Source organism: Methylocella silvestris (genome assembly GCF_002891535.1).
GTDB lineage: Bacteria > Pseudomonadota > Alphaproteobacteria > Rhizobiales > Beijerinckiaceae > Methylocapsa > Methylocapsa silvestris_A.
Window position 1 is genome coordinate 133,658 of the sequence record NZ_PDZR01000004.1, and the last position, 18,271, is coordinate 151,928.

Annotated in this window: 20 protein-coding genes; 6 read left to right on the plus strand and 14 right to left on the minus strand. The window is 64.3% G+C overall.

Translation table 11 applies throughout. The annotated features are described in order from the left end of the window. Positions 1–8 precede the first annotated feature (8 nt). The 4 genes from CR492_RS06255 to CR492_RS06270 form a co-directional block, all read right to left on the minus strand. Complete coding sequence (locus CR492_RS06255; RefSeq protein WP_245411992.1) at positions 9–641, minus strand: RluA family pseudouridine synthase; 633 nt, start codon at positions 639–641, stop codon at positions 9–11. A gap of 68 nt (positions 642–709) precedes the next feature. Next, entirely contained in the window at positions 710–1,696 is a 987-nt protein-coding gene (locus CR492_RS06260) for a magnesium transporter CorA family protein (RefSeq protein ID WP_102842871.1), read from the minus strand. Positions 1,697–1,791: 95 nt separating this feature from the next. Beyond that, entirely contained in the window at positions 1,792–3,366 is a 1,575-nt protein-coding gene (locus tag CR492_RS06265) for a glucan biosynthesis protein (RefSeq protein ID WP_102842872.1), read from the minus strand. A gap of 63 nt (positions 3,367–3,429) precedes the next feature. Further along, a complete protein-coding gene (locus CR492_RS06270) occupies positions 3,430–3,666 on the minus strand; it encodes a hypothetical protein (RefSeq protein WP_102842936.1) in 237 nt (78 codons plus the stop codon). A 218-nt stretch (positions 3,667–3,884) separates the two neighbouring features. Between CR492_RS06270 and CR492_RS06275 the strand changes: the two genes are divergently transcribed. Then, entirely contained in the window at positions 3,885–5,600 is a 1,716-nt protein-coding gene (locus CR492_RS06275) for an AMP-binding protein (RefSeq protein ID WP_102842873.1), read from the plus strand. A 4-nt stretch (positions 5,601–5,604) separates the two neighbouring features. On the opposite strand, the gene CR492_RS06280 is transcribed toward CR492_RS06275, so the two are convergent. Both CR492_RS06280 and CR492_RS06285 read right to left on the minus strand, forming a co-directional pair. Further along, positions 5,605–6,240 (minus strand): NrsF family protein, encoded by a 636-nt coding sequence (locus CR492_RS06280; RefSeq protein ID WP_102842874.1) that lies wholly within the window; start codon positions 6,238–6,240, stop codon positions 5,605–5,607. Then, positions 6,237–6,794: a sigma-70 family RNA polymerase sigma factor gene (locus CR492_RS06285; protein WP_102842937.1), complete on the minus strand. Its 558-nt coding sequence runs from the start codon at positions 6,792–6,794 to the stop codon at positions 6,237–6,239. The genes CR492_RS06280 and CR492_RS06285 overlap by 4 nt, the downstream gene beginning before the upstream one ends. A gap of 193 nt (positions 6,795–6,987) precedes the next feature. On the opposite strand from CR492_RS06285, the gene CR492_RS06290 reads away from it, so the two are divergent. Genes CR492_RS06290 through CR492_RS06305 form a run of 4 tightly spaced genes read left to right on the plus strand, consistent with a single transcriptional unit; the run spans position 6,988 to position 9,490 of the window. After that, complete coding sequence (locus tag CR492_RS06290; RefSeq protein ID WP_102842938.1) at positions 6,988–7,284, plus strand: BufA1 family periplasmic bufferin-type metallophore; 297 nt, start codon at positions 6,988–6,990, stop codon at positions 7,282–7,284. Between the two features lie 58 nt (positions 7,285–7,342). Next, positions 7,343–8,230: an MNIO family bufferin maturase gene (bufB, locus tag CR492_RS06295; RefSeq protein ID WP_102842939.1), complete on the plus strand. Its 888-nt coding sequence runs from the start codon at positions 7,343–7,345 to the stop codon at positions 8,228–8,230. Beyond that, entirely contained in the window at positions 8,227–9,030 is an 804-nt protein-coding gene (locus CR492_RS06300) for an HvfC/BufC N-terminal domain-containing protein (RefSeq protein WP_102842875.1), read from the plus strand. The genes bufB and CR492_RS06300 overlap by 4 nt, the downstream gene beginning before the upstream one ends. Continuing rightward, positions 9,014–9,490: a DoxX family protein gene (locus tag CR492_RS06305; RefSeq protein WP_102842876.1), complete on the plus strand. Its 477-nt coding sequence runs from the start codon at positions 9,014–9,016 to the stop codon at positions 9,488–9,490. Before CR492_RS06300 ends, CR492_RS06305 begins: the two co-directional genes overlap by 17 nt. A 5-nt stretch (positions 9,491–9,495) precedes the next feature. Here the strand turns inward: CR492_RS06305 and chrA are convergent, their stop codons facing one another. Continuing rightward, a complete protein-coding gene (gene chrA / locus CR492_RS06310) occupies positions 9,496–10,899 on the minus strand; it encodes a chromate efflux transporter (protein WP_102842877.1) in 1,404 nt (467 codons plus the stop codon). A gap of 11 nt (positions 10,900–10,910) precedes the next feature. Next, positions 10,911–11,702 (minus strand): chromate resistance protein ChrB domain-containing protein, encoded by a 792-nt coding sequence (locus tag CR492_RS06315; protein ID WP_102842878.1) that lies wholly within the window; start codon positions 11,700–11,702, stop codon positions 10,911–10,913. A gap of 237 nt (positions 11,703–11,939) precedes the next feature. Between CR492_RS06315 and CR492_RS06320 the strand changes: the two genes are divergently transcribed. Continuing rightward, positions 11,940–12,182 (plus strand): hypothetical protein, encoded by a 243-nt coding sequence (locus CR492_RS06320; RefSeq protein WP_102842879.1) that lies wholly within the window; start codon positions 11,940–11,942, stop codon positions 12,180–12,182. A 14-nt stretch (positions 12,183–12,196) separates the two neighbouring features. Here the strand turns inward: CR492_RS06320 and nadC are convergent, their stop codons facing one another. The 6 genes from nadC to rsmI form a co-directional block, all read right to left on the minus strand. Then, positions 12,197–13,045, minus strand: coding sequence for a carboxylating nicotinate-nucleotide diphosphorylase (gene nadC / locus CR492_RS06325; RefSeq protein WP_102842880.1), 849 nt, complete (start codon positions 13,043–13,045; stop codon positions 12,197–12,199). A gap of 38 nt (positions 13,046–13,083) precedes the next feature. Beyond that, positions 13,084–14,604 (minus strand): L-aspartate oxidase, encoded by a 1,521-nt coding sequence (locus CR492_RS06330; RefSeq protein WP_102842881.1) that lies wholly within the window; start codon positions 14,602–14,604, stop codon positions 13,084–13,086. Positions 14,605–14,660: 56 nt separating this feature from the next. Further along, on the minus strand, positions 14,661–15,698 hold the full coding sequence (gene nadA / locus CR492_RS06335) for a quinolinate synthase NadA (protein ID WP_245411987.1): 1,038 nt from the start codon (positions 15,696–15,698) through the stop codon (positions 14,661–14,663). A gap of 59 nt (positions 15,699–15,757) precedes the next feature. Beyond that, on the minus strand, positions 15,758–16,732 hold the full coding sequence (locus CR492_RS06340) for an NUDIX hydrolase (protein WP_180982450.1): 975 nt from the start codon (positions 16,730–16,732) through the stop codon (positions 15,758–15,760). Positions 16,733–16,812: 80 nt separating this feature from the next. After that, complete coding sequence (locus CR492_RS06345; RefSeq protein WP_102842882.1) at positions 16,813–17,187, minus strand: YraN family protein; 375 nt, start codon at positions 17,185–17,187, stop codon at positions 16,813–16,815. Between the two features lie 89 nt (positions 17,188–17,276). After that, positions 17,277–18,266 (minus strand): 16S rRNA (cytidine(1402)-2'-O)-methyltransferase, encoded by a 990-nt coding sequence (gene rsmI / locus CR492_RS06350; protein WP_102842883.1) that lies wholly within the window; start codon positions 18,264–18,266, stop codon positions 17,277–17,279. Positions 18,267–18,271 lie beyond the last annotated feature (5 nt).

Here is an 18,271-nt window from a genome sequence, read left to right on the forward strand (position 1 = left end):
CAAGAACGCTAAACCAACAAGCTTTGCAAGCCGCAGTTCTCAAGCGCCAGGCGAAAAGAGTCCGGGATCGGCGCCTCGACGCGCACGGGCTCTTTATTCTTATACAGCGGGACCTCGATTGTCCGCGCGTGCAGCTGCAGCGGTATCGCCCCGCCTTCGCCATAGATCGGATCGCCAAGGATCGGAAAACCCATCGCCGCGCAATGCACGCGAAGCTGATGCGTGCGCCCGGTCAGCGGCGTCAGGGCGAGCAGCGTATGGGCCGCGCCTTCGGCAAGGATGCGCCAGCGCGTTTGCGAGGGCTGGCCGGCAGGATCGACCTTCATCCACCAGCCGCGCGTCTCATCGCGGCGCCCGAGCGGAAGATCGATCAGCCCCTCCTCCGCCTCCGGGCGCTCGTTGACGATGGCGACATAGGTTTTGCCGATCTTGCCCTGTTTGAACAGGAGCCCGAGCTTTTCAAGCGCCTTGTGGTGACGGCCGAGCACAAGACAGCCGGAGGTGTCGCGATCGAGCCTGTGCGCGAGCGCCGGGCTGCGCGGCAGGCCGAACCGCAGCCAGTGGAAGCTCGCCTCGAGATTGGCCCCGCCCTTCGGCCCGCGATGCACGGCGATTCCCGCCGGCTTGTCGATCACCAGCATCAAAGCGTCGCGATAGAGCAGCCTTGCATTCAGCTCCGCTTCCGAGAGGGAAGGAGCCTCGTCAACACTCACCACCAGCCGCGCTTCTTGAACCAGAGAAAGGGAACGAGCGCGCTGATCAGGATCACCGCAAGGCCATAGGCATAGCCATAAGGCCAGTCGAGCTCCGGCATGTTTTTGAAATTCATGCCGTAGATGCCGGCGAAAAGCGTCGGCGGGATGCCGACGACGGAGACGATGGTCAGGATACGGAAGATGTTGTTCTGCTCGATATTGGTGAAGCCCAGCGTCGCGTCGAGCAGGAACTGGATCTTGTCGGTCTGGCGCGTCTCATATTCATTGAGCGAACTGATATCGCGGCCAAGGCTTTTGAGCTTGGCGCGCTGATCGGGGCCAAGATAATCCGCCGCCTCGCTGGTCACGAAGGGCAGCAAGCGCGACATGCCGAGGAGCACGTCGCTGATCTTTGAGGTCAGATCGCCGAAACGGCCGACCTGCGTCAGCTGGCGCCGCAAATCGCCGCTGGCCTGTTCCGGTCCGCGTTTTTCAATCGCGGCGCTCGTGCCAAAAACAGATTGCGAGAGCACGTCGAGTTCGGCGTTGATCTTTTCGAGTTCGTCGGCGGCGCGGTCGATGATCGCCTCGAGCAGCGTGATGAAGGCGCCAGACCCGTCGGCCGTCCGGCGATTTTCGACGATGTCGGCGTAATGAAGATCCTCGCAGGCCTTGATCTGCTTGTAGCGGATCGTCAGCATATAGTCCTTGCACAGGACGAAGCCGAGCGGCGAGGTCTGCGGCTGGCCGCTCGCCGCGCGCACGATCATCGGCATGCTCATGAAGAGATGATCCTTGTCGCGGTAGAGCCGGCTCGACGTTTCGATTTCGGACAGGCGTTCAAGGGTCGGTACGACGATGTTCAAGGTGCGCTGGAGATAGGCGACCTCCCTCGCGTCGGGGCGGAACGCATCGATCCAGTTGACCCCCTGAGGCAGGACGGAGGCGTCAAGATCCGTCTCGATCTTCCCTTTGGCGACAGTCGAATGAAAGATCAGCATGAAGCCCCGCCAAAATAATTCCCGCGCACGCGCCAGCCTTCCCGATTAGCCACACATTATTGCAATCGGGAGACAGGGCCGCCTGCCGGCGCGCGTCAAAACGGATGATATTGGAAGATCCAGGTTTCGCTCAGGATCTTCTCGCGCGACCGCAGGAAGAGGCGCATCTCGACCGGGTCGATCCCGGGCGAGGCGGTGAGATCGAACTGGGCGCGCCAATGGCCCGGCTGATCGTCCGGCACGGCTTCGCTGAAAACATATGAGAAGGTCCCGCGCGAGGCCCACAGCACCGGTTCGGGCTTTTCGCCGAACGGCAGGTTTTCGAGCGGGGGCCCGGCAAATTCCACCATGAATTTCCGCACGCCCTTCGGCCGCGGCTGGCCGGGCTGGCCGCCGTTGCCAAGACGGGTCGCGACGCATCGGGCAAGATCGGTCGGGAACGGCTCGTCCGCCTGCCAGTGGAGGCGATAGGCGAGCGAAACGTCCGATCCCGCCCTCGCCGGCGTCGCGGGCGTCCACATTGCGACGATATTGTCATGGATTTCGTCGTCGGTCGGAATTTCGACCAGTTCGACGCTCCCCTTCCCCCATTTTCCCGACGGCTCGACCCAAAGGCTGGGGCGACGCTCGTAATAGACGCCGTCCTGATAATGATCGAAATTGCGATCGCGCTGCAAAAGCCCGAAGCCGCGCGGATTTTCGTCGCCGAAAGCCGACGCCATGATGCGCGGCGGATTGTTGAGCGGACGCCAGATCCGCTCGCCCGTCCCCGACCAGATGGCGAGCCCGTCGGAATCATGAACCTCCGGACGCCAGTCGATTCCGGTCTCCTTCTTCGTCTCGGAGAACCAGTACATGGAGGTGACCGGCGCGAGGCCGAATCGCGTCACGTCGGCGCGCAGGAACAGCGTCTGGTCGATGTCCATGACGACGCCTTTTCCGCGTGTCATGACGAAACGGCAGGCGCCGACGATCGAGGGACCTTCAAGCAGGGCATAGATCGTCAGCGAGTCCCCCGTCGCCGACCCGTCGATATAAAATTTGGTGAAATCGGGAAATTCTTCCGGTTTGCCGGCGACGGCCACGTCGAGCGCGACCGCCCGGGCGGAGAGGCCATATTGGCGCAGCGCGCCGATCGAGCGGAAATAGGCGGCGCCCAGAAAGGCGACCCAATCATTCTTGCGCCAGTCGAGCGCGCCGTCGCGCGGCTCCTGAATGCGCAGGCCGGCAAAGCCCGCGCCCTGCGGCAGCTTTTTGGCGACGGAATCATCCGGCATCGTGAAATAGCTTTGATCGTAGATGATCTCGCGCGCGCTGGAGCCCTCGATGACATTCATCTCGACGGCCTTCTGGAAGAACATGCCGAGATGGAAAAAGCTGACGGGAAACCGCCCCGGACCGTTGGCGAACAGCGCGTGATCCATATCGAAGGCGATTTTGCCCCAGGCCTCGTAGTCGATCTTGCCGACGATCTCCGGCGCCGGATGCGGCGGACCGACATAGGGCTCGGCCGCCCGGCGCTTTGCGGCCGCCTTCAACCCGTCAAAGGAGAAAGGCCGCGCCGGCCCGAGCTTCAGCCCTTCCAAGGCCGCGGCCGCGCTGAATCCCGCCGCGCCAAAACCCATCGCAGCGGCAGCCTTCAGCACCGACCTCCGGTCAAAGCCAGTCATTCAAAAACCTTTGCTCAAATCCTTGTGAGGGGATTCGCACGGGCGGGCCGGGGGTCCAGCGGCTCAGCCGCGGATCGGCTCGTGCCTGATGGCGATGCGCATGAAAAAATAAAGGATGACGAAGCCGCAGAGGGTAAAGCCGATCTCGATCAGCCGGCTGATGGACGGATCGAGTTGCAACAAGCCGCCGATCGCCCATCCCGCCGCCCAGGAGGCGCCGACCATTTCCGTGCCGACGAGGATGGCGACCGCGACGATGGTCGAAAGGTGAAGCCAGTTGATCGGCTTCGGTGTCGCCAAATTCGCCGGGGAAGGCGAATTCTGAGCCGGAATCTGAGCCAAGTCCCGATATCTCCTGCATGCCGCGTCGTCGCCGCCTCACGCGCCATGACGCGCCAAGATAGGCAAATAGGCCCCGCGAGTATATCATAGAGGCGCGCGGAGCAAGGGCGCGGCCCGGCCTTGGCCCGCGGCAGGAAACAAGAAACAGAGAACCCACGGGGCAATGGGCAGACGCCATGAGAGAACAGGCCGTGGATTTGCGCCCGCCGTGGTTCAAAACCTACCCCTCCAGCGTTCCCGCCGAAATCGAGACGCCGCGCTACCGGCTGCTCGCTGAAGCGCCCGCCGATCTGGCGGCGCGGCGCGGCAGAGCGAGCGCCTTCACGACCGTCATGCCGAACGGCATGTCGGGACGCCTCTCCTTCAATGACGTCGACCGGCTGTCCGACGCTTTTGCCGCTTATCTGCGCGAAAACCTCAAACTTCCGTCAGGATCGAGAATCGCCGTCCAGACGCCGAACGGGCTGGCCTATCCGATCGTCGCATTCGGCATCTTCAAGGCGGGCTGCACGCTCATCAACGTCAATCCGCTCTATACCGCCACGGAAATGATGCATCTGTTCGCCGACGCGCAGCCGGACGTGATCGTCGCCATCGACATGTTCGCGGAAAAGCTGGCGGACTCGCTGGAGCAGTCGCCGATTCCCAATGTTATCCTGACCGGAGCGGCGAGCCTGTTTCCGGCCGCGCCCCGGCTCATCATCGGCGCCGTGCAAAAATATGTGCGGAAGGAGATTCCCGCGCCGCGCTTCCCGGCCTGCTCTTTCGAGCAGGCGCTCGCCATGGGCGCGCGTAAAATCGCCGAAGGCGCGGATGTGCGCGCCTATACGGCGGGCCTCGATCCCGATGCGATCGCCTGCCTGCAATATACCGGCGGAACCACCGGCGTGAGCAAAGCGGCGATGCTCAGCCATCGCAATCTCATCGTCAATGTCGCTCAGTTTCTGACCTTCGTCGGCGGCGCCATTCGCGAAGACGATCATGTGCTGACCGCGCTGCCGCTCTATCACTGCTTCGCCTTTACCGTAAATATGCTGGGCTTTTTCTTTCGCGGCGCCCACAATGTGCTGATCCCCAATCCGCGTCCGCTCGTTAATCTGCGGCCTGCCTTCGCCAAGGCGCCGATCTCCTTCATTACCGGCGTCAACACCCTGTTCAAGGGACTGCTGCATGAGCGCTGGTTCGTCGAGAAGCCGCCGCAGCATTTACGCCTCTCCGTCGCCGGCGGCATGGCGCTGCATGAGAGCGTCGCCAAGAGGTGGGAACAGGTGACGGAGACGCCGCTGATCGAGGGATATGGCCTCAGCGAAGCCTCGCCGGTCCTGACCTTTAATCCGACGCATCGGGTCAAATCCGGAACGATCGGCGTGCCGCTGCCCTGGACCGACATCAAATGCGTTGACGACAACGGCCGCGAAGTTGCGCCAGGAGAGCATGGCGAACTGATCGCGCGCGGTCCGCAAATCATGAGCGGCTATTGGCGCCAGGCCGAGGAAACGAAGATCGCCCTGCGCGACGGGTGGCTCTACACCGGCGACATCGCCACCATGGATGAGGACGGCTATTTCACTCTGGTCGATCGCCGCAAGGACATGATCCTTGTCAATGGCTTCAACGTCTATCCGAACGAGGTTGAAGCGACGCTGACCGAGCATCCGGGCGTGAAGGAATGCGCGGTGGTCGGTCACGCCGACGCCAGTTCCGGCGAGGCGGTCAAGGCCTTCATCGTCCGCGCCGACAAATCGCTCGACGCCGAGGAGGTGCGCGCTTTCTGCCGAACGCGGCTCGCCCCATACAAGATACCAAGGCACGTCGTCTTTCGCGACGAGCTACCAAAATCGAATGTCGGCAAGATCCTGCGCAAGGATTTGCGCGGCGACATGTCGCCCTGACGCTTCACCAGCGCAGAAGGCGAGCCCCGAGGACAGCGCCGAGGGCGGTCAAGAAGGCGATCGCGATCGGATACCAGACCGCCACGAACAGCGGCGAATCATCGGGACAATGCGACGCGTAGAGCGCCGCCCCGATCGCCCCGGCGAACAGGCCCGCGCCAGCGCCAGCGACGGCCGGACGCTCCGGCGCGCCGTTGCGCAACGCGACAAGGATGGCGATGAGCGGCGCGACGCCCAGGAGCGGGATGCTCTTCAGACAGAACATGGCGTTGTGCCCGATCATCGTCCTTTCCCAATCGGCCGGGCTGACGACGAATAATTCAACGATAACGCCAACCCCAAGCAGCGCCGGCGGCAGCGCCAGCAGAAGCACAGCGCCCCGCCACGACCCGCCCGGACGGAACAGGCGAAGGACGAAAAGGCCGGCGAGCGCGGCGAGCAGATAGCAAACCAGCAACTTCAGGGAAAAGCGCGGGTCGGCGAGCAGCGACATGAAATGCGGCCGCAGGCCCAAACGCGCCGAAAATAACGCAATCGCGATGGCAAGACCCGGAAGCAGAGCGAGGCACAACGCGCGGCCAGGAGCCAGGGGCATCTCCCTGTCCTCGGAAATCGCGTTGATGAGCTCGCTCGTCTTCATGATTCAACACTCCTGAATTTTGCCGCGAGGGCCGCAAGGCCCCGATGCAAAGCGACGCGAACGGCGCCATTGGTCATGGACAGGCGGCTCGCCGCCTCGTCGATCGAGACGCCCTCGACGGCGATGCAACTCACCACCTTGCGTTGACCGGGCGGCAGCCCCTCGAGGTGGCGCTTGACGTCGGATACGATCGAGTCCGACCCGGCTTCGGCGCTCGGCAAAGACTCGGCGAAATCGTCGATCGAGAGCTCTATTCGCCGCCCGCGCCGCCGCAGCGCATCGATCAACTTGTGACGGGCGATTGCGAAAAGCCACGGGCTGAGCGGCGCTTCTTCGTCCCAGGTCTGCCGCTTCAGATGCACCGCAAGTAGGGTCTCCTGCACAATATCCTCAGCGTCGGCCAGCGCGGCGCCCGCGCGCGCGACGCCTCTTCGCGCGAACGCGCGCAGCGCCGGCGTCAGCTCGAGCAGCAAATTCCGATAGGCCGCGGCGTCGCCCCCATTGGCCGACAGCATGAGCAGGCGCCATTGCTTTTCGCGGTCCTCGACGCGCACGCGCGCTCCAATCGCATGATGATCTTCGCCGCCGTCGCCGCTGGCGTTACACGACTGCGTCAAAGAAGGGTCAATAATTCGTCAACGCCAAAAAAACGACGTCCGTGTAACGCCCCGCGCCGTAGAGGCGAAGATGAAGTCGCAAGGCGAAGGTGCTTCGCCCAGGCAGTCCCTCTCGATAAAGGAAACGAACATGTCCGCCAACACCAGTTTGACCGCCGCCGCTCTCGCCGGCGCTTTTGCCGCCGCTCTATCCCTTATCGCATCGCAGGCCTCGGCCGGTCCCGCCGCGGAGCAGCCGGGAAAAGACAAATGCTACGGCGTCTCCCTGAAAGGCCACAATGATTGCGCGGCGGGCGCCGGAACCTCCTGCGCCGGCACCTCCAAGGTCGATTATGACGGCGGCGCCTGGAAATATGTCGCCAAGGGCGCCTGCGACACAATCAAGACGCCGCATGGGACGGGTTCGCTCATGCCAACGAAATCCTGAAAAAGCGGCTTGAACGGCGCGCGGAGGTTTTCGCGCGCCGCATCCTTTGGAGCGCGCCATGAATTATATTTCCGCCTCGCCTGCGCTTCTGCCGGCGCGCGCCGGCGTCGGCTTCAAGCCGGAGCATTTCGGCGCGATCGCAGCAGATCAGCAGCCGCTCGGCTTCTTCGAGGTTCATGCCGAAAATTACATGGGCGCGGGGGGCGTTCCCCATGCGCAGCTGCGGTTCCTGCGCGAGCGCTACGCGCTTTCGCTGCATGGGGTGGGTCTTTCGATCGGCTCGCCCGAGCCGCTCGACCGTGACCACCTTGCCCGCTTGAGGCGGCTTTGCGCCCTCTATCAGCCGGAAAGCTTTTCAGAGCATCTTGCCTGGTCATCGCATGGGGGCGTCTATTTTAACGATTTGCTGCCCCTGCCCTATACGGAAGAAACCCTCGCCGTCGTGGCCGCCCATGTCGACGAGACGCAGACCGCCCTCGGGCGGCGCATCCTCATCGAAAATCCGGCGACCTATGTCCGCTTTTCGCAAAGCGACATTCCGGAAACAGAATTTTTGACTGAGCTCACGCAGCGCACGGGGTGCGGCCTGCTGCTCGACCTCAACAATGTGTTTGTCAGCGCGCGCAATCACGGCGAGTCGGCGCTCGGCTATCTCGCCAGCTTTCCGCTGATCGCCGTCGGCGAGATTCATCTCGCCGGATTTTTCGACGCCAGCGAGGCGGGCGCGCCTTTGCTCATCGATTCGCATGGGGCGCAGGTGGCCGATGAAGTCATCTCCCTGTTCGAGTGGACAATCGAACAAGCCGGGCCTCTGCCGACGCTGATCGAATGGGACAATGACGTTCCGGACTGGCCCCTGCTGCTTGCCGAGGCGATGAAAGCGCAAGATCGGCTTCGTCATGCCGAACGCGGCTACGCGCGGCGCCTTGACCGGAGGGCGTTATGACGTCCGTCATGTCTGGCGTTGCGGGCGATTTCGCCGCCGCGCTGCGCGATCCCCTTGTCACGCCGCCCGCGATGCTTTCGGCTCATGCCGCGCCGGCGGCGTCAACACGCTTCTGCGTCTATCGCAACAATGTCGCGGTGAGTTTGATCGGCGCGCTTGAGGCGCGTTTCCCGGCGACGCGCCGTCTCGTCGGAGATGAATTTTTTCGCGCCATGGCGCGTCTTTATATCAAGGCGCAGCCGCCGCGTTCGCCGCTGATGATGCGCTATGGCGACGAATTGCCGGGCTTCATCGCGCGCTTCGAGCCCGCCGCCGAGATCGTCTATCTTGCCGATATCGCCCGCCTCGAGGCCGCGCGCACCCGCGCCTACCACGCCGCCGACGCCGAACCGCTGGAATTGTCATCCCTCGCGGCGCTTGATCCCGAGAATTTCGCGCGACTGCGCCTCGCGCCGCATCCTTCGCTGGAGATTGTCGAATCGGCGTTTCCGATCGTCACCATCTGGGCAAGCTGCACCGGCGAAGCGCCTCTGACGGCGGTCGAGGATTGGCGCTGTGAAACCGCTCTCGTTGCGCGGCCGCGGCTCGAAGTCGAGGTCCGCCGCGCCCCGCCTGGCGCAGCGGCGTTCCTCGAAGCTTTAGCGCGCGGCATGAGTTTCGGCGAGGCCGCCGACAGCGCCGCTGCTCGCGCGAAAGACTTCGACCTTGCTCTCATTATCGCCAGTCTGATCGGCGGCGGACTCCTCGTCCCCGCGGACGGCGTCAAACAGATGGAGACAATTCATGGATATCTCGCATAGAATCTCCGAGCCGGCCGCCGTACCTGTGCGCGCGATCCAGATCTTCATCGATCTTCTCAACCAAATTCCGCAATCCTTTCTTTCGCTCTGCGCGCGCGTGTTTCCCGCCGCCGTGTTCTGGATGTCCGGCGAGACCAAGGTCGATGGCTGGCGTCTCAGCGACAGCGCCGTCGATTTGTTTCGCGACGAATACCGGCTGCCCCTGATCGATCCGTCGATCGCGGCGCATCTTTCGGCCTTCGCGGAGCATTTCTTTCCATTCCTGCTCGTCATCGGCCTCGCCTCGCGCTTTTCCGCGCTCGCCTTGCTTGGGATGACGCTGGTCATTGAGATCTTCGTCTACCCCGACGCGTGGCCGACGCATGGCGTGTGGGCGACCTGTTTCCTTGTGGTCATCGCGCGCGGTCCAGGCATTTTTTCGCTGGATCATCTGATCGCCCGGCGCTACGGGGCCAAATAGAAAGATCAGCCCGCCGCCGTGAGTCGTAAAAGCACGGCGCCGCCGACCGCGCAGGCGAGAAGGGTTGGCGCCATGCCGATCTTGAACCGCAACATCGCGACCATCGCCGCCGCGGACAGAAGGGCGGCGCGCCAGTCGATCGAAGCGATCACCGGCAGATCGGGGCTGATTCCGTGAAAATCGAAGCGCCACGCCTCACGAAAGACGACGTGCAAGGCAAACCATAAGGCGAGATTCATGATGACGCCGACGACGGCCGCTGTAATGGCGGACAGCGCGGCGGAAATCCGCTTGTTGTCGCGCAGCGCTTCGACGTAGGGGCCGCCGAGAAAGATCCAAAGGAAGCATGGCGCGAAAGTCACCCAGCTGGTGAGCAACGCGCCAAGGGCGCCGGCGAGGAGAGGGGCGAGCGCGCCCGGTGCGCGGTAGGCGGCGAGGAAGCCGACGAATTGCAGCACCATCACCAGCGGTCCCGGCGTCGTCTCGGCGAGGCCGAGGCCGTCAACCATTTCGCCGGGCGCAAGCCAGCCGAAGCCGATCACCGCCGCCTGCGCGACATAGGCCAGAACCGCATAGGCGCCGCCGAAGGTGACGACCGCCATCGAGCTGAAAAAGGCGCCGATCTGCGTCCAAACGCTGGACCAGCCGGTGAGAATCCACAGCACGGCGACCGGACCAAGCCAGATCGGCAGCCAAATGGAAAGAACGCTTAAAGCTCGCCCGAGCGAGGGCTCCGTGTGAGCCATCTCGCCGCGTTCGAACATGCCGTCGACGACCCCCTTGCGTTCACGCGCCGCATCCGCCGAACCCTGTCCGCCGGTCATGAAGAGCGCGGGAGCGTAGCGCGCGCCGATCCAGCCAAGGGCGCCGGCGGCCAAAATGATGAGCGGGAATGGAATATGAAACACATAGAGGCCAAGAAAGGCGGCGGCGGCGATCACGACCATCGCCCGGTTCTTCAACGCGCGGCGGGCGATTCGCAGCATCGCCTCGACGACGATCGCAAGCACCGCCGCCTTCACGCCGAAGAAGAGCGCGTCGACCAAAGGCGCCTTGCGATAGAGCGCGTAGATCATGCTGAGGACGAGCATCACAACAGCGCCGGGCAGCACGAACAACACGCCAGCGACAAGACCGCCCGGTGTGCGGTGCATCAGCCAGCCGATGTAGACAGCAAGCTGCTGCGCCTCGGGACCCGGCAGCAACATGCAGTAGTTGAGAGCATGCAGAAAGCGCTGTTCGCCGATCCAGCGGCGCTCCTCGACAAGCTCCTTGTGCATCAGCGCGATCTGGCCGGCTGGGCCGCCGAAGCTGAGAAGGCCTATTTTGGCCCAGACCCTCGCAGCCTCCGCAAAAGTCGGAGGCGCGGGCGGAGCGATTGTTTCCCGTGGTCCGAACGTGATGGACATGCTCGCCTTCCTCACGCCGATTTCCGGCCGGGCGGCCAGTTATGCGTCTCGTCGGTCGCATCGCGCGACCAGCGATAGAAGGCGTCATAAAGAAGCAATCCCGCCTCGAGCTGCTCGAGATCGTCGCGGAACATGCGCGACAGTCCGAGCGAAGCGGCAAGAAAGCCCGGCGCTTCCGGCGCGAGATCGAGCCGGGCGGTATCGGCCGCCCGCACGATCGTCGCCAGCCGCGCGAGCGGCTCGGATTTCAGGCCGAATTCCTCGATCATCGTATTGAAAGCGCATCGTTCGCCGCGATGACTCCAAAACACATTGTCGACGTCGAAAGCCGCGCCGTTGAAGCGCTCGGCCACGGCGCTGACCTCGGAGGCTGCAACAAAGAGAAAGACGGCGCCCGGATCGACGAAGCGGCGAATGAGCCAAGGGCAGGCGATGCGGTCGACCTTCGGCCGCGCCCGCGTCACCCATAGGGTTCGACCGGCGGCGTCGGCCGGCGGCAGTTTGCCGGTTCTGACAAGGAGGCCGCCGCTCGCGCGCCAGGCGTTAACGCCGGCCTGACGCAGCCAGGCGGCCGCACCCTGACTTAGATCCGATCCTTGCTGACAGACTACAACGACGTCACGGCCGATCAGCTCTTTGGCGATGGCGTCGATCATCCGCGCGTCACGGCGGCGCGAAGCAGGCAGCAGGCGGGGGTCGGAGGCGAAATTCTCCTCCGTGCGGATGTCAACGATCGTCGGCGCGGTCGGCAAACCGACGAGCCGAGACAGCTGCGAGGGGGTAATTTCTGTATTCGAGGGCATCGGCGTCCAACCCTTTTAAGGGAGCATGGACGCGATCTTTGGGCTGACGCCTCACGGGGTAATCGCGATCAACCCCATGGCGGCAACTAATCACGGCCGCTCCTGTGACGTCAATGACTCTCGCGAAGCGCGGGCGCGCGGACAGCAGAATTTCCTGACGCCCCGGCCGTCAGCGGGGAACTTTTCATGCATGCCCGCATTGTAAAGCTAGCGCCATGTTGCAGTCTGGAGAACGCCATGAAAAAAGGTCTTTTCGCCGCCGCTTTTAGCGCCTTCGCCCTGGCAGCCGGCGCGGCCTCGGCCCAGATTGAATTTCCGCTTCTTATCGCCGAAGTCCAATATGCCCAGCCGATGCTTGGTGTCACGCCGCTCGAGACGGTTCAGGAAGGCCGCAGCGCTTTCGCGCCGGCGGCCGTCGGGACGCTGACGCCCTTCGACGACTTCGCGCCGATCGACTTCGAACTCGCTCCCGCGGAGTAAGCCAGCGCCACGGCTCAGGGCTCGAAATCGAGCCCGATGTCGAGGATCGGCGCGCTATGCGTCAGCCAGCCGAGCGAGATGACGTCGACCCCGGACGCCGCGACGGCAGGGGCCGACGCGGTGGTTATGCGTCCTGACGCTTCTGTGACGGCCCGCCCCGCGACGATCCTGACGGCCTCCGTCAGCATGTCGGGGGTCATATTGTCGAGCAGGACCACGTCGACGCCCTCCTCCATCGCCTCGATCAGCTGTTGCAGCGTATCGACCTCAAGCTCGATCTTGACGAGATGTCCGGCGGCCGCTTTCGCGCGCCGCAACGCCTCGGCGACGCCGCCGGCGATAGCGACGTGATTGTCCTTGATCAATAGCGCGTCGTCGAGGCCGAAGCGATGGTTCGCGCCGCCGCCGGCGCGCACGGCATATTTCTCGACCGCCCTCAGCCCGGGAGTCGTCTTCCGCGTGCAGACGATCCTGGCCTTGTATCCCTTGACCGCCGCGACCACAGAGGCCGTGGCGGTGGCGACGCCGCTGAGATGAGAGAGAAAATTCAGCGCCGTCCGCTCCGCGGCAAGGACGCCGCGCGCCGGCCCGGTGATGACCGCAATCCGGTCGCCCGCCGCGACGCTGGAGCCGTCCTGACGCTCAATGCGGACAAAGATGCGCGGATCGATCAGCTCAAAAGCCAGCCGCGCAAGGTCGAGGCCCGCCACGACTCCCTGCTGCCGGGCTGCGAGAACCGCGCGCATGTTAAGGCTCGCCGGAGCGATGGCGTTCGAGGTGACGTCGCCCGCCTGACCAAGATCTTCCAGCAGGGAGCCGCGAACGAGCGGTTCGATCAACAATCTTGGCAGCGGCGCTAGCATCGCGCAGGGCTCATCTCACACCATGTCTGGGACGAATTTCAATCGGCCATTTCGGGAAGGAATTCCTCGGCCGCCCGCACCGCTTCGTCAAGCCGCAGCGTAGATCGGCGCGGGGCCGCCGCAAGGCCGGGATAATCGATTCGCGCATGGGCGCCGCGGCTTTCCTGCCGCCGCAGCGCCGCAACGGCGATCATCAGGCCGACGCTCGCCGCATCGCTCGCCGCCGCATCGGTGCGCGACAAGGCCAGCAGCGCGCCTGCGGCGCGGCGCAGGCCATCGCGTTCGCGCAGCACGCCGACGGCGCGCGACATGATTTTACGCACCGGCGCGGGATTTTGGGGGACAATCTGCAGCAGATGCTGTGACAGCTTGCGCCGGCGCGTCGGGCTCGTCGCCGCGACGTTCTCGGCGACGAAACCGCCGCAGACAACCGCCTCGAGCAACGAATTGCTGGCGAGCCGGTTCGCTCCGTGAAGTCCGGTGCAGGCCGCTTCCCCGCAGGCCCAAAGTCCTTCGATGGAACTGCGGCCGGCAAGATCCACCTTGATCCCGCCCATATGGTAATGCGCCGCCGGGCGGATCGGAATTGGCTGCGTCGCGGGATCTATGCCCATGGCGTGGCAGAAGCCGGTGATCGCGGGGAATTTTTCCGCAAAACGGGAGCCGACGGCTTCCCTCGCGTCGAGGAAGACGCGATGACCTGCCGTCAGTTGCGCGAACACCGCCCGGGCGACGATATCCCGCGGCGCCAGTTCTTTGCCCGGCGTCTGCGCCATGAATCTGTGGCCGCGCTCATCAACGAGGACAGCGCCTTCGCCGCGCACGGTTTCGCTGATGAGCTTTAGCGGAAACTCATCGCTGTCGAGCGCGGTCGGATGAAATTGCACGAATTCGAGGTCGGCCATCTCCGCCCCGGCCCGCGCCGCGAGCACGAGTCCCGAGCCAAACGATCCGGCCGGATTGGTGCCATGTAGATAGAGCCCGCCGACGCCGCCCGTTGCAATCACGACGCTGTTGCAGGCGATCAGCAGCGGCTCGCCCTCGGCTTCTGCGACAATGCCCGCGACGGCGCCATCCTCGACAATGAGGCGATGCGCTTCGACGCCTTCGAGCAAGGTGATCGAAGGCGTGTTGCGCGCGCGGGCGACCATTGCCCGCATGATTTCGCGACCGCTCCCATCGCCGCCGGCGTGGACGATGCGCCGGCGCGAATGCGCCGCCTCGAGGCCGAGCATCAGGCGTCCTTCGGCGTCACGGTCGAAGGGCGCGCCGAGCTTTAGCAGATTTTCGATCGCCGCCGGCGCCGCGGCGAGAATGGCCTTCGCCGCCACGGCGTCGCAAAGGCCGTCGCCCGCCTTCAGCGTATCGGCAAGATGCAAGGCCAGATCGTCGTCAGGCCCGACGCTGGCGGCGACGCCGCCCTGCGCCAGCACGCTCGAGGCTTCCGTTCCAAGCTGCGCTTTGCTGAGGAGGATTACCGGGGCCGGCGCGAGCGCGAGCGCCGCCGAAAGGCCGGCGAGCCCGCCGCCTATGATGATGCAAGCGCCTGTCGCGTCCATCGTGATTGACCTGCCATGATCTGATTTTGAGAGACGAGCCGAAACCGCGCAGCGGGCTATTTGACCGCCAGCATGCGTTCGACCGCCAGCCGGGCCCGGTCGGCGACGCTCGGGTCGATCTCGACCGCGTGCTGCATCGTCTCCAGCGAGCGCCTGATGTTGCGCAGCGTGATCTTCTTCATATGCGGGCAGAGATTGCAGGGCCGCACGAAGTCGAGATCCGGGTGCAGCACGGCGATATTGTCGCTCATCGAGCATTCGGTGAGGAGCACCAGTTTGGCCGGACGCTCCCGCGAGACATAGGCCTGCATCGCCGCGGTCGAGCCGGAAAAATCAGCCTCCGCCACGACTTCGGGGGCGCATTCGGGATGGGCCAGCACGACGACGCCGGGGTAATCCTCGCGCAGATCGCGCACCTCCTGCGCGGTAAACAGCTCATGCACCTCGCAATGGCCGGACCAGGTGATGATCTTGACGTCCGTCTGCGCCGCGATGTTGCGAGCAAGAAATTCGTCCGGCAGCATGATGACGCGGTCGACGCCCAGCGATTCAACGACGGCCTTGGCGTTGCCGGAGGTGCAGCAGATATCGGATTCGGCCTTCACTGCGGCCGAGGTGTTGACATAAGTGACGACCGGGACGCCGGGATAGGCTGCGCGCAGGCGCCGGACATCTGTCGGCGTGATCGAGTCGGCGAGCGAGCAGCCAGCCCCCAAGTCAGGGATCAGCACAGTCTTGCTCGGATTGAGGAGTTTCGCCGTCTCGGCCATGAAATGCACGCCGGCGAGCACAATGACGTCGGCGTCGACGGTCATCGCTTCCCGCGCCAGGGCAAGGCTATCGCCGACGATATCCGATACGCAGTGAAAAATTTCCGGCGTCTGATAATTATGCGCCAACACGACGGCGTTGCGCGTGCGCTTCAGTGTCATGATAGCGTCGATCTCGGCGGCATAGACTGGCCACTCGATCGCCGGCACGGCGTGGCTGACCTTGGCATAAAGGTCGCGCGCAGAGGGCGCTTGGGGTTTGGGCGTAAAGGAGTGACCTTCGCCGCGAATCGTTGAACGCAATACTTCCGCCGGCGAAGCCATAGGCTTATACTCCCTGTGAGCATTATTGTATCATATGCTGGGGATGAGTATAAGATTTGTCAAGCCTTGGAGATCGGAAGCTTGGTGCCGACGATCGCCCGTTCGGTGAAGACGGCGCGCCGGAATCGAAACAATTTGGCCGGCCTTCCCCCTGTATCTTGAGCGGCTTGGCCGGTTTCCTCGACGAGCTCCTGCTGCTCGATGAGACGACGAAAATTCTGCTTATGCACCAGCCGGCCAGCCAGCGCCTCGACACAGCGCTGTAGCTGCAACAGCGTAAAAGTCTCGGGCATCAGCTCGAACACGACAGGATGATATTTGATTTTCGCTCGCAGCCGCGCGATGCCGGTGGCGAGAATGCGGCGATGATCGAGGATCATCGGGCGACCGCCTGTCGTCGCCGCCCGTCCCGGCAGGGCCGAGGCCGGTCCCGATTCAGCGATAAGGCCCGCCTCGAACAAAAGCTCATAGCGCTGCAATACGAGGTCTTCGTTCCAGGGCCGCCCGTCGAGCCCAAACGTGATCGAGGCGCGCTGCAGCCTGGTCTGGCGCTGCTCCAGCTCGCGCGCCGCCTCGATCCAGTCGCGCAGGCGCGGCTCAAGCTCTCGCGCAATCATCGCAGGCGTCCCGATGCGGTGATCCTCCCAGGGAAAATAGGCGTACCAGCTGCCCCAGCCCGCCTCGCTCTCGCCTGAGGCGCGCTGCTCGCGCGTCAGCCCGAGATAACTGATCGAGATCACCTGCTGCTCGACGCCGGCGCGGTCCCTGTCGGCGAAGGTGTAAAGCTGCTCCATATAACCGAGCGGCAGGCTGGTCTGCCTCTCGACCCAGGCGCGCAGCCCCGATTGCAGCGAGCGGTGGCCGACCTGGAACGGCCCGGAGGGCAGCGCGCCCTCGTCCTCGATAGTCAGCACGCGCGGGTCGCCGTTGGTCACGGCGACAGTCACGGCGATGAGATCGACGGCGATCGCCTGCCCCGCCGCGAACGAGGACGGCGCAACCTTCTTGATTCCATCCCTTTCAAGCGTCTGCATCCGTGTTCGCCCGCTCCAAGACGGAAGTCTTCCGTAGTCTAGTGATTGATCGTTTTTCCGCCAGTAAAGTCGGTAAGAGATTAACCGAAATCAAGCTCGACCGCGGCGACGACATGACGCGGCCAGCGCCATGGCGCGACGAACACCGCATCGCCGCGCAAGGTCATCGCCGCTGCCTGGGGATGCGCCGCCAGCCAGACCCTCGCCGCCCTGCAAATGCGCCTCCGTTTCTGCGACGTGATCGCCTGCAGCGCGCCATCCATGGTTGGGCGCGCCTTGACCTCGACGAAAGCGATCGTGTCGCCGCGCCGCGCGATGATGTCGATCTCGCCGCCATGAATGCGGTAGCCGCGCTCAAGGATCGCGTAACGCTTCAGGCGCAGAGCGAGGATCGCCGCCCGCTCGGCCATCCTGCCTTGCCACAGCGCGGCGCGCCGGTCGTCCGCATCACGCATGGCGTTAACGCGCGCGCCGGCCGGGCGAAGCCCGCGCCAAACGCATAGCTTTGGTCATGCTGTCGGGTCCGGGCATGGCGTCGCCAAAATCAATCTGTCTTTTCGCCCGTCTTGTTTCGCGATTCCGACGAGCCCGTCAATTCGATTGCCCTGGCATAGACCTTGCGGCGCGGCTGGCCGGTTGCCGCCGAGACGATCGCCGCGGCGTCCTTGACCGAAAGCGTCTGAAGCGCGTCCGTCAACCGCGCGTCGATTTCATCCTGATTGTCAGACACGGCGCGGGCGTCGGGCGGGCCAACAAGCAACACGATCTCGCCCTTCGGCGGTCCTTCTGACTGAAGCGCGGCGGCAAGCTCCGGCAGGGGAGCGCGGCGCACCGTCTCGTAATATTTGGTGAGTTCGCGAGCGAGCGCTGCGTCGCGCGGACCAAGCACTGCGGCAAGATCGGCCACTGTCTCGACGATCCGGCGCGGCGATTCGAAGAACACCAGGGTTCCTGGAATAGGCGCGAGTTCGGCGATGCGTTGGCGCCGCGCCGCTGATTTCGGCGGCAGGAAGCCTTCAAAGAAAAACCGGTCCGTCGGCAGGCCGGCCACCACAAGCGCGGCGAGCACGGCGGAGGCCCCGGGGACCGAGATGACCTCGATATTCTGCGCCAGCGCATCGGCGACCAGGCGATAGCCGGGGTCGGAGACGAGCGGCGTTCCGGCGTCGGAGACGAGGGCGAGCGCGCCGCCGCCGGCAAGCCGGGCAAGCAGATGCGGGCGCATGACCGCCGCATTGTGCTCATGATAGGCGACGAGGGGCGTCGCGATGCCGTAATGGGCGAGCAGCGTTTTCGTCACGCGCGTGTCTTCGGCGACGACGGCGTCGGCGGCGGCAAGCGTCGCCAGTGCACGGAAGGAGATGTCGCCGAGGTTGCCGATCGGCGTGGCGACGACATGCAGGCCCTTGCGGATCGGCTCAGCCTCCGCACGAAGTCCGAAGGCGGTGAATGCGCTGGAGGCCCCGCTATCCGGCTTTGCAGCCGCATCAGCGCGAAAATCAGCGCTTTTGCGTTCTCTGTCGCTGAGGCTCATGGCCC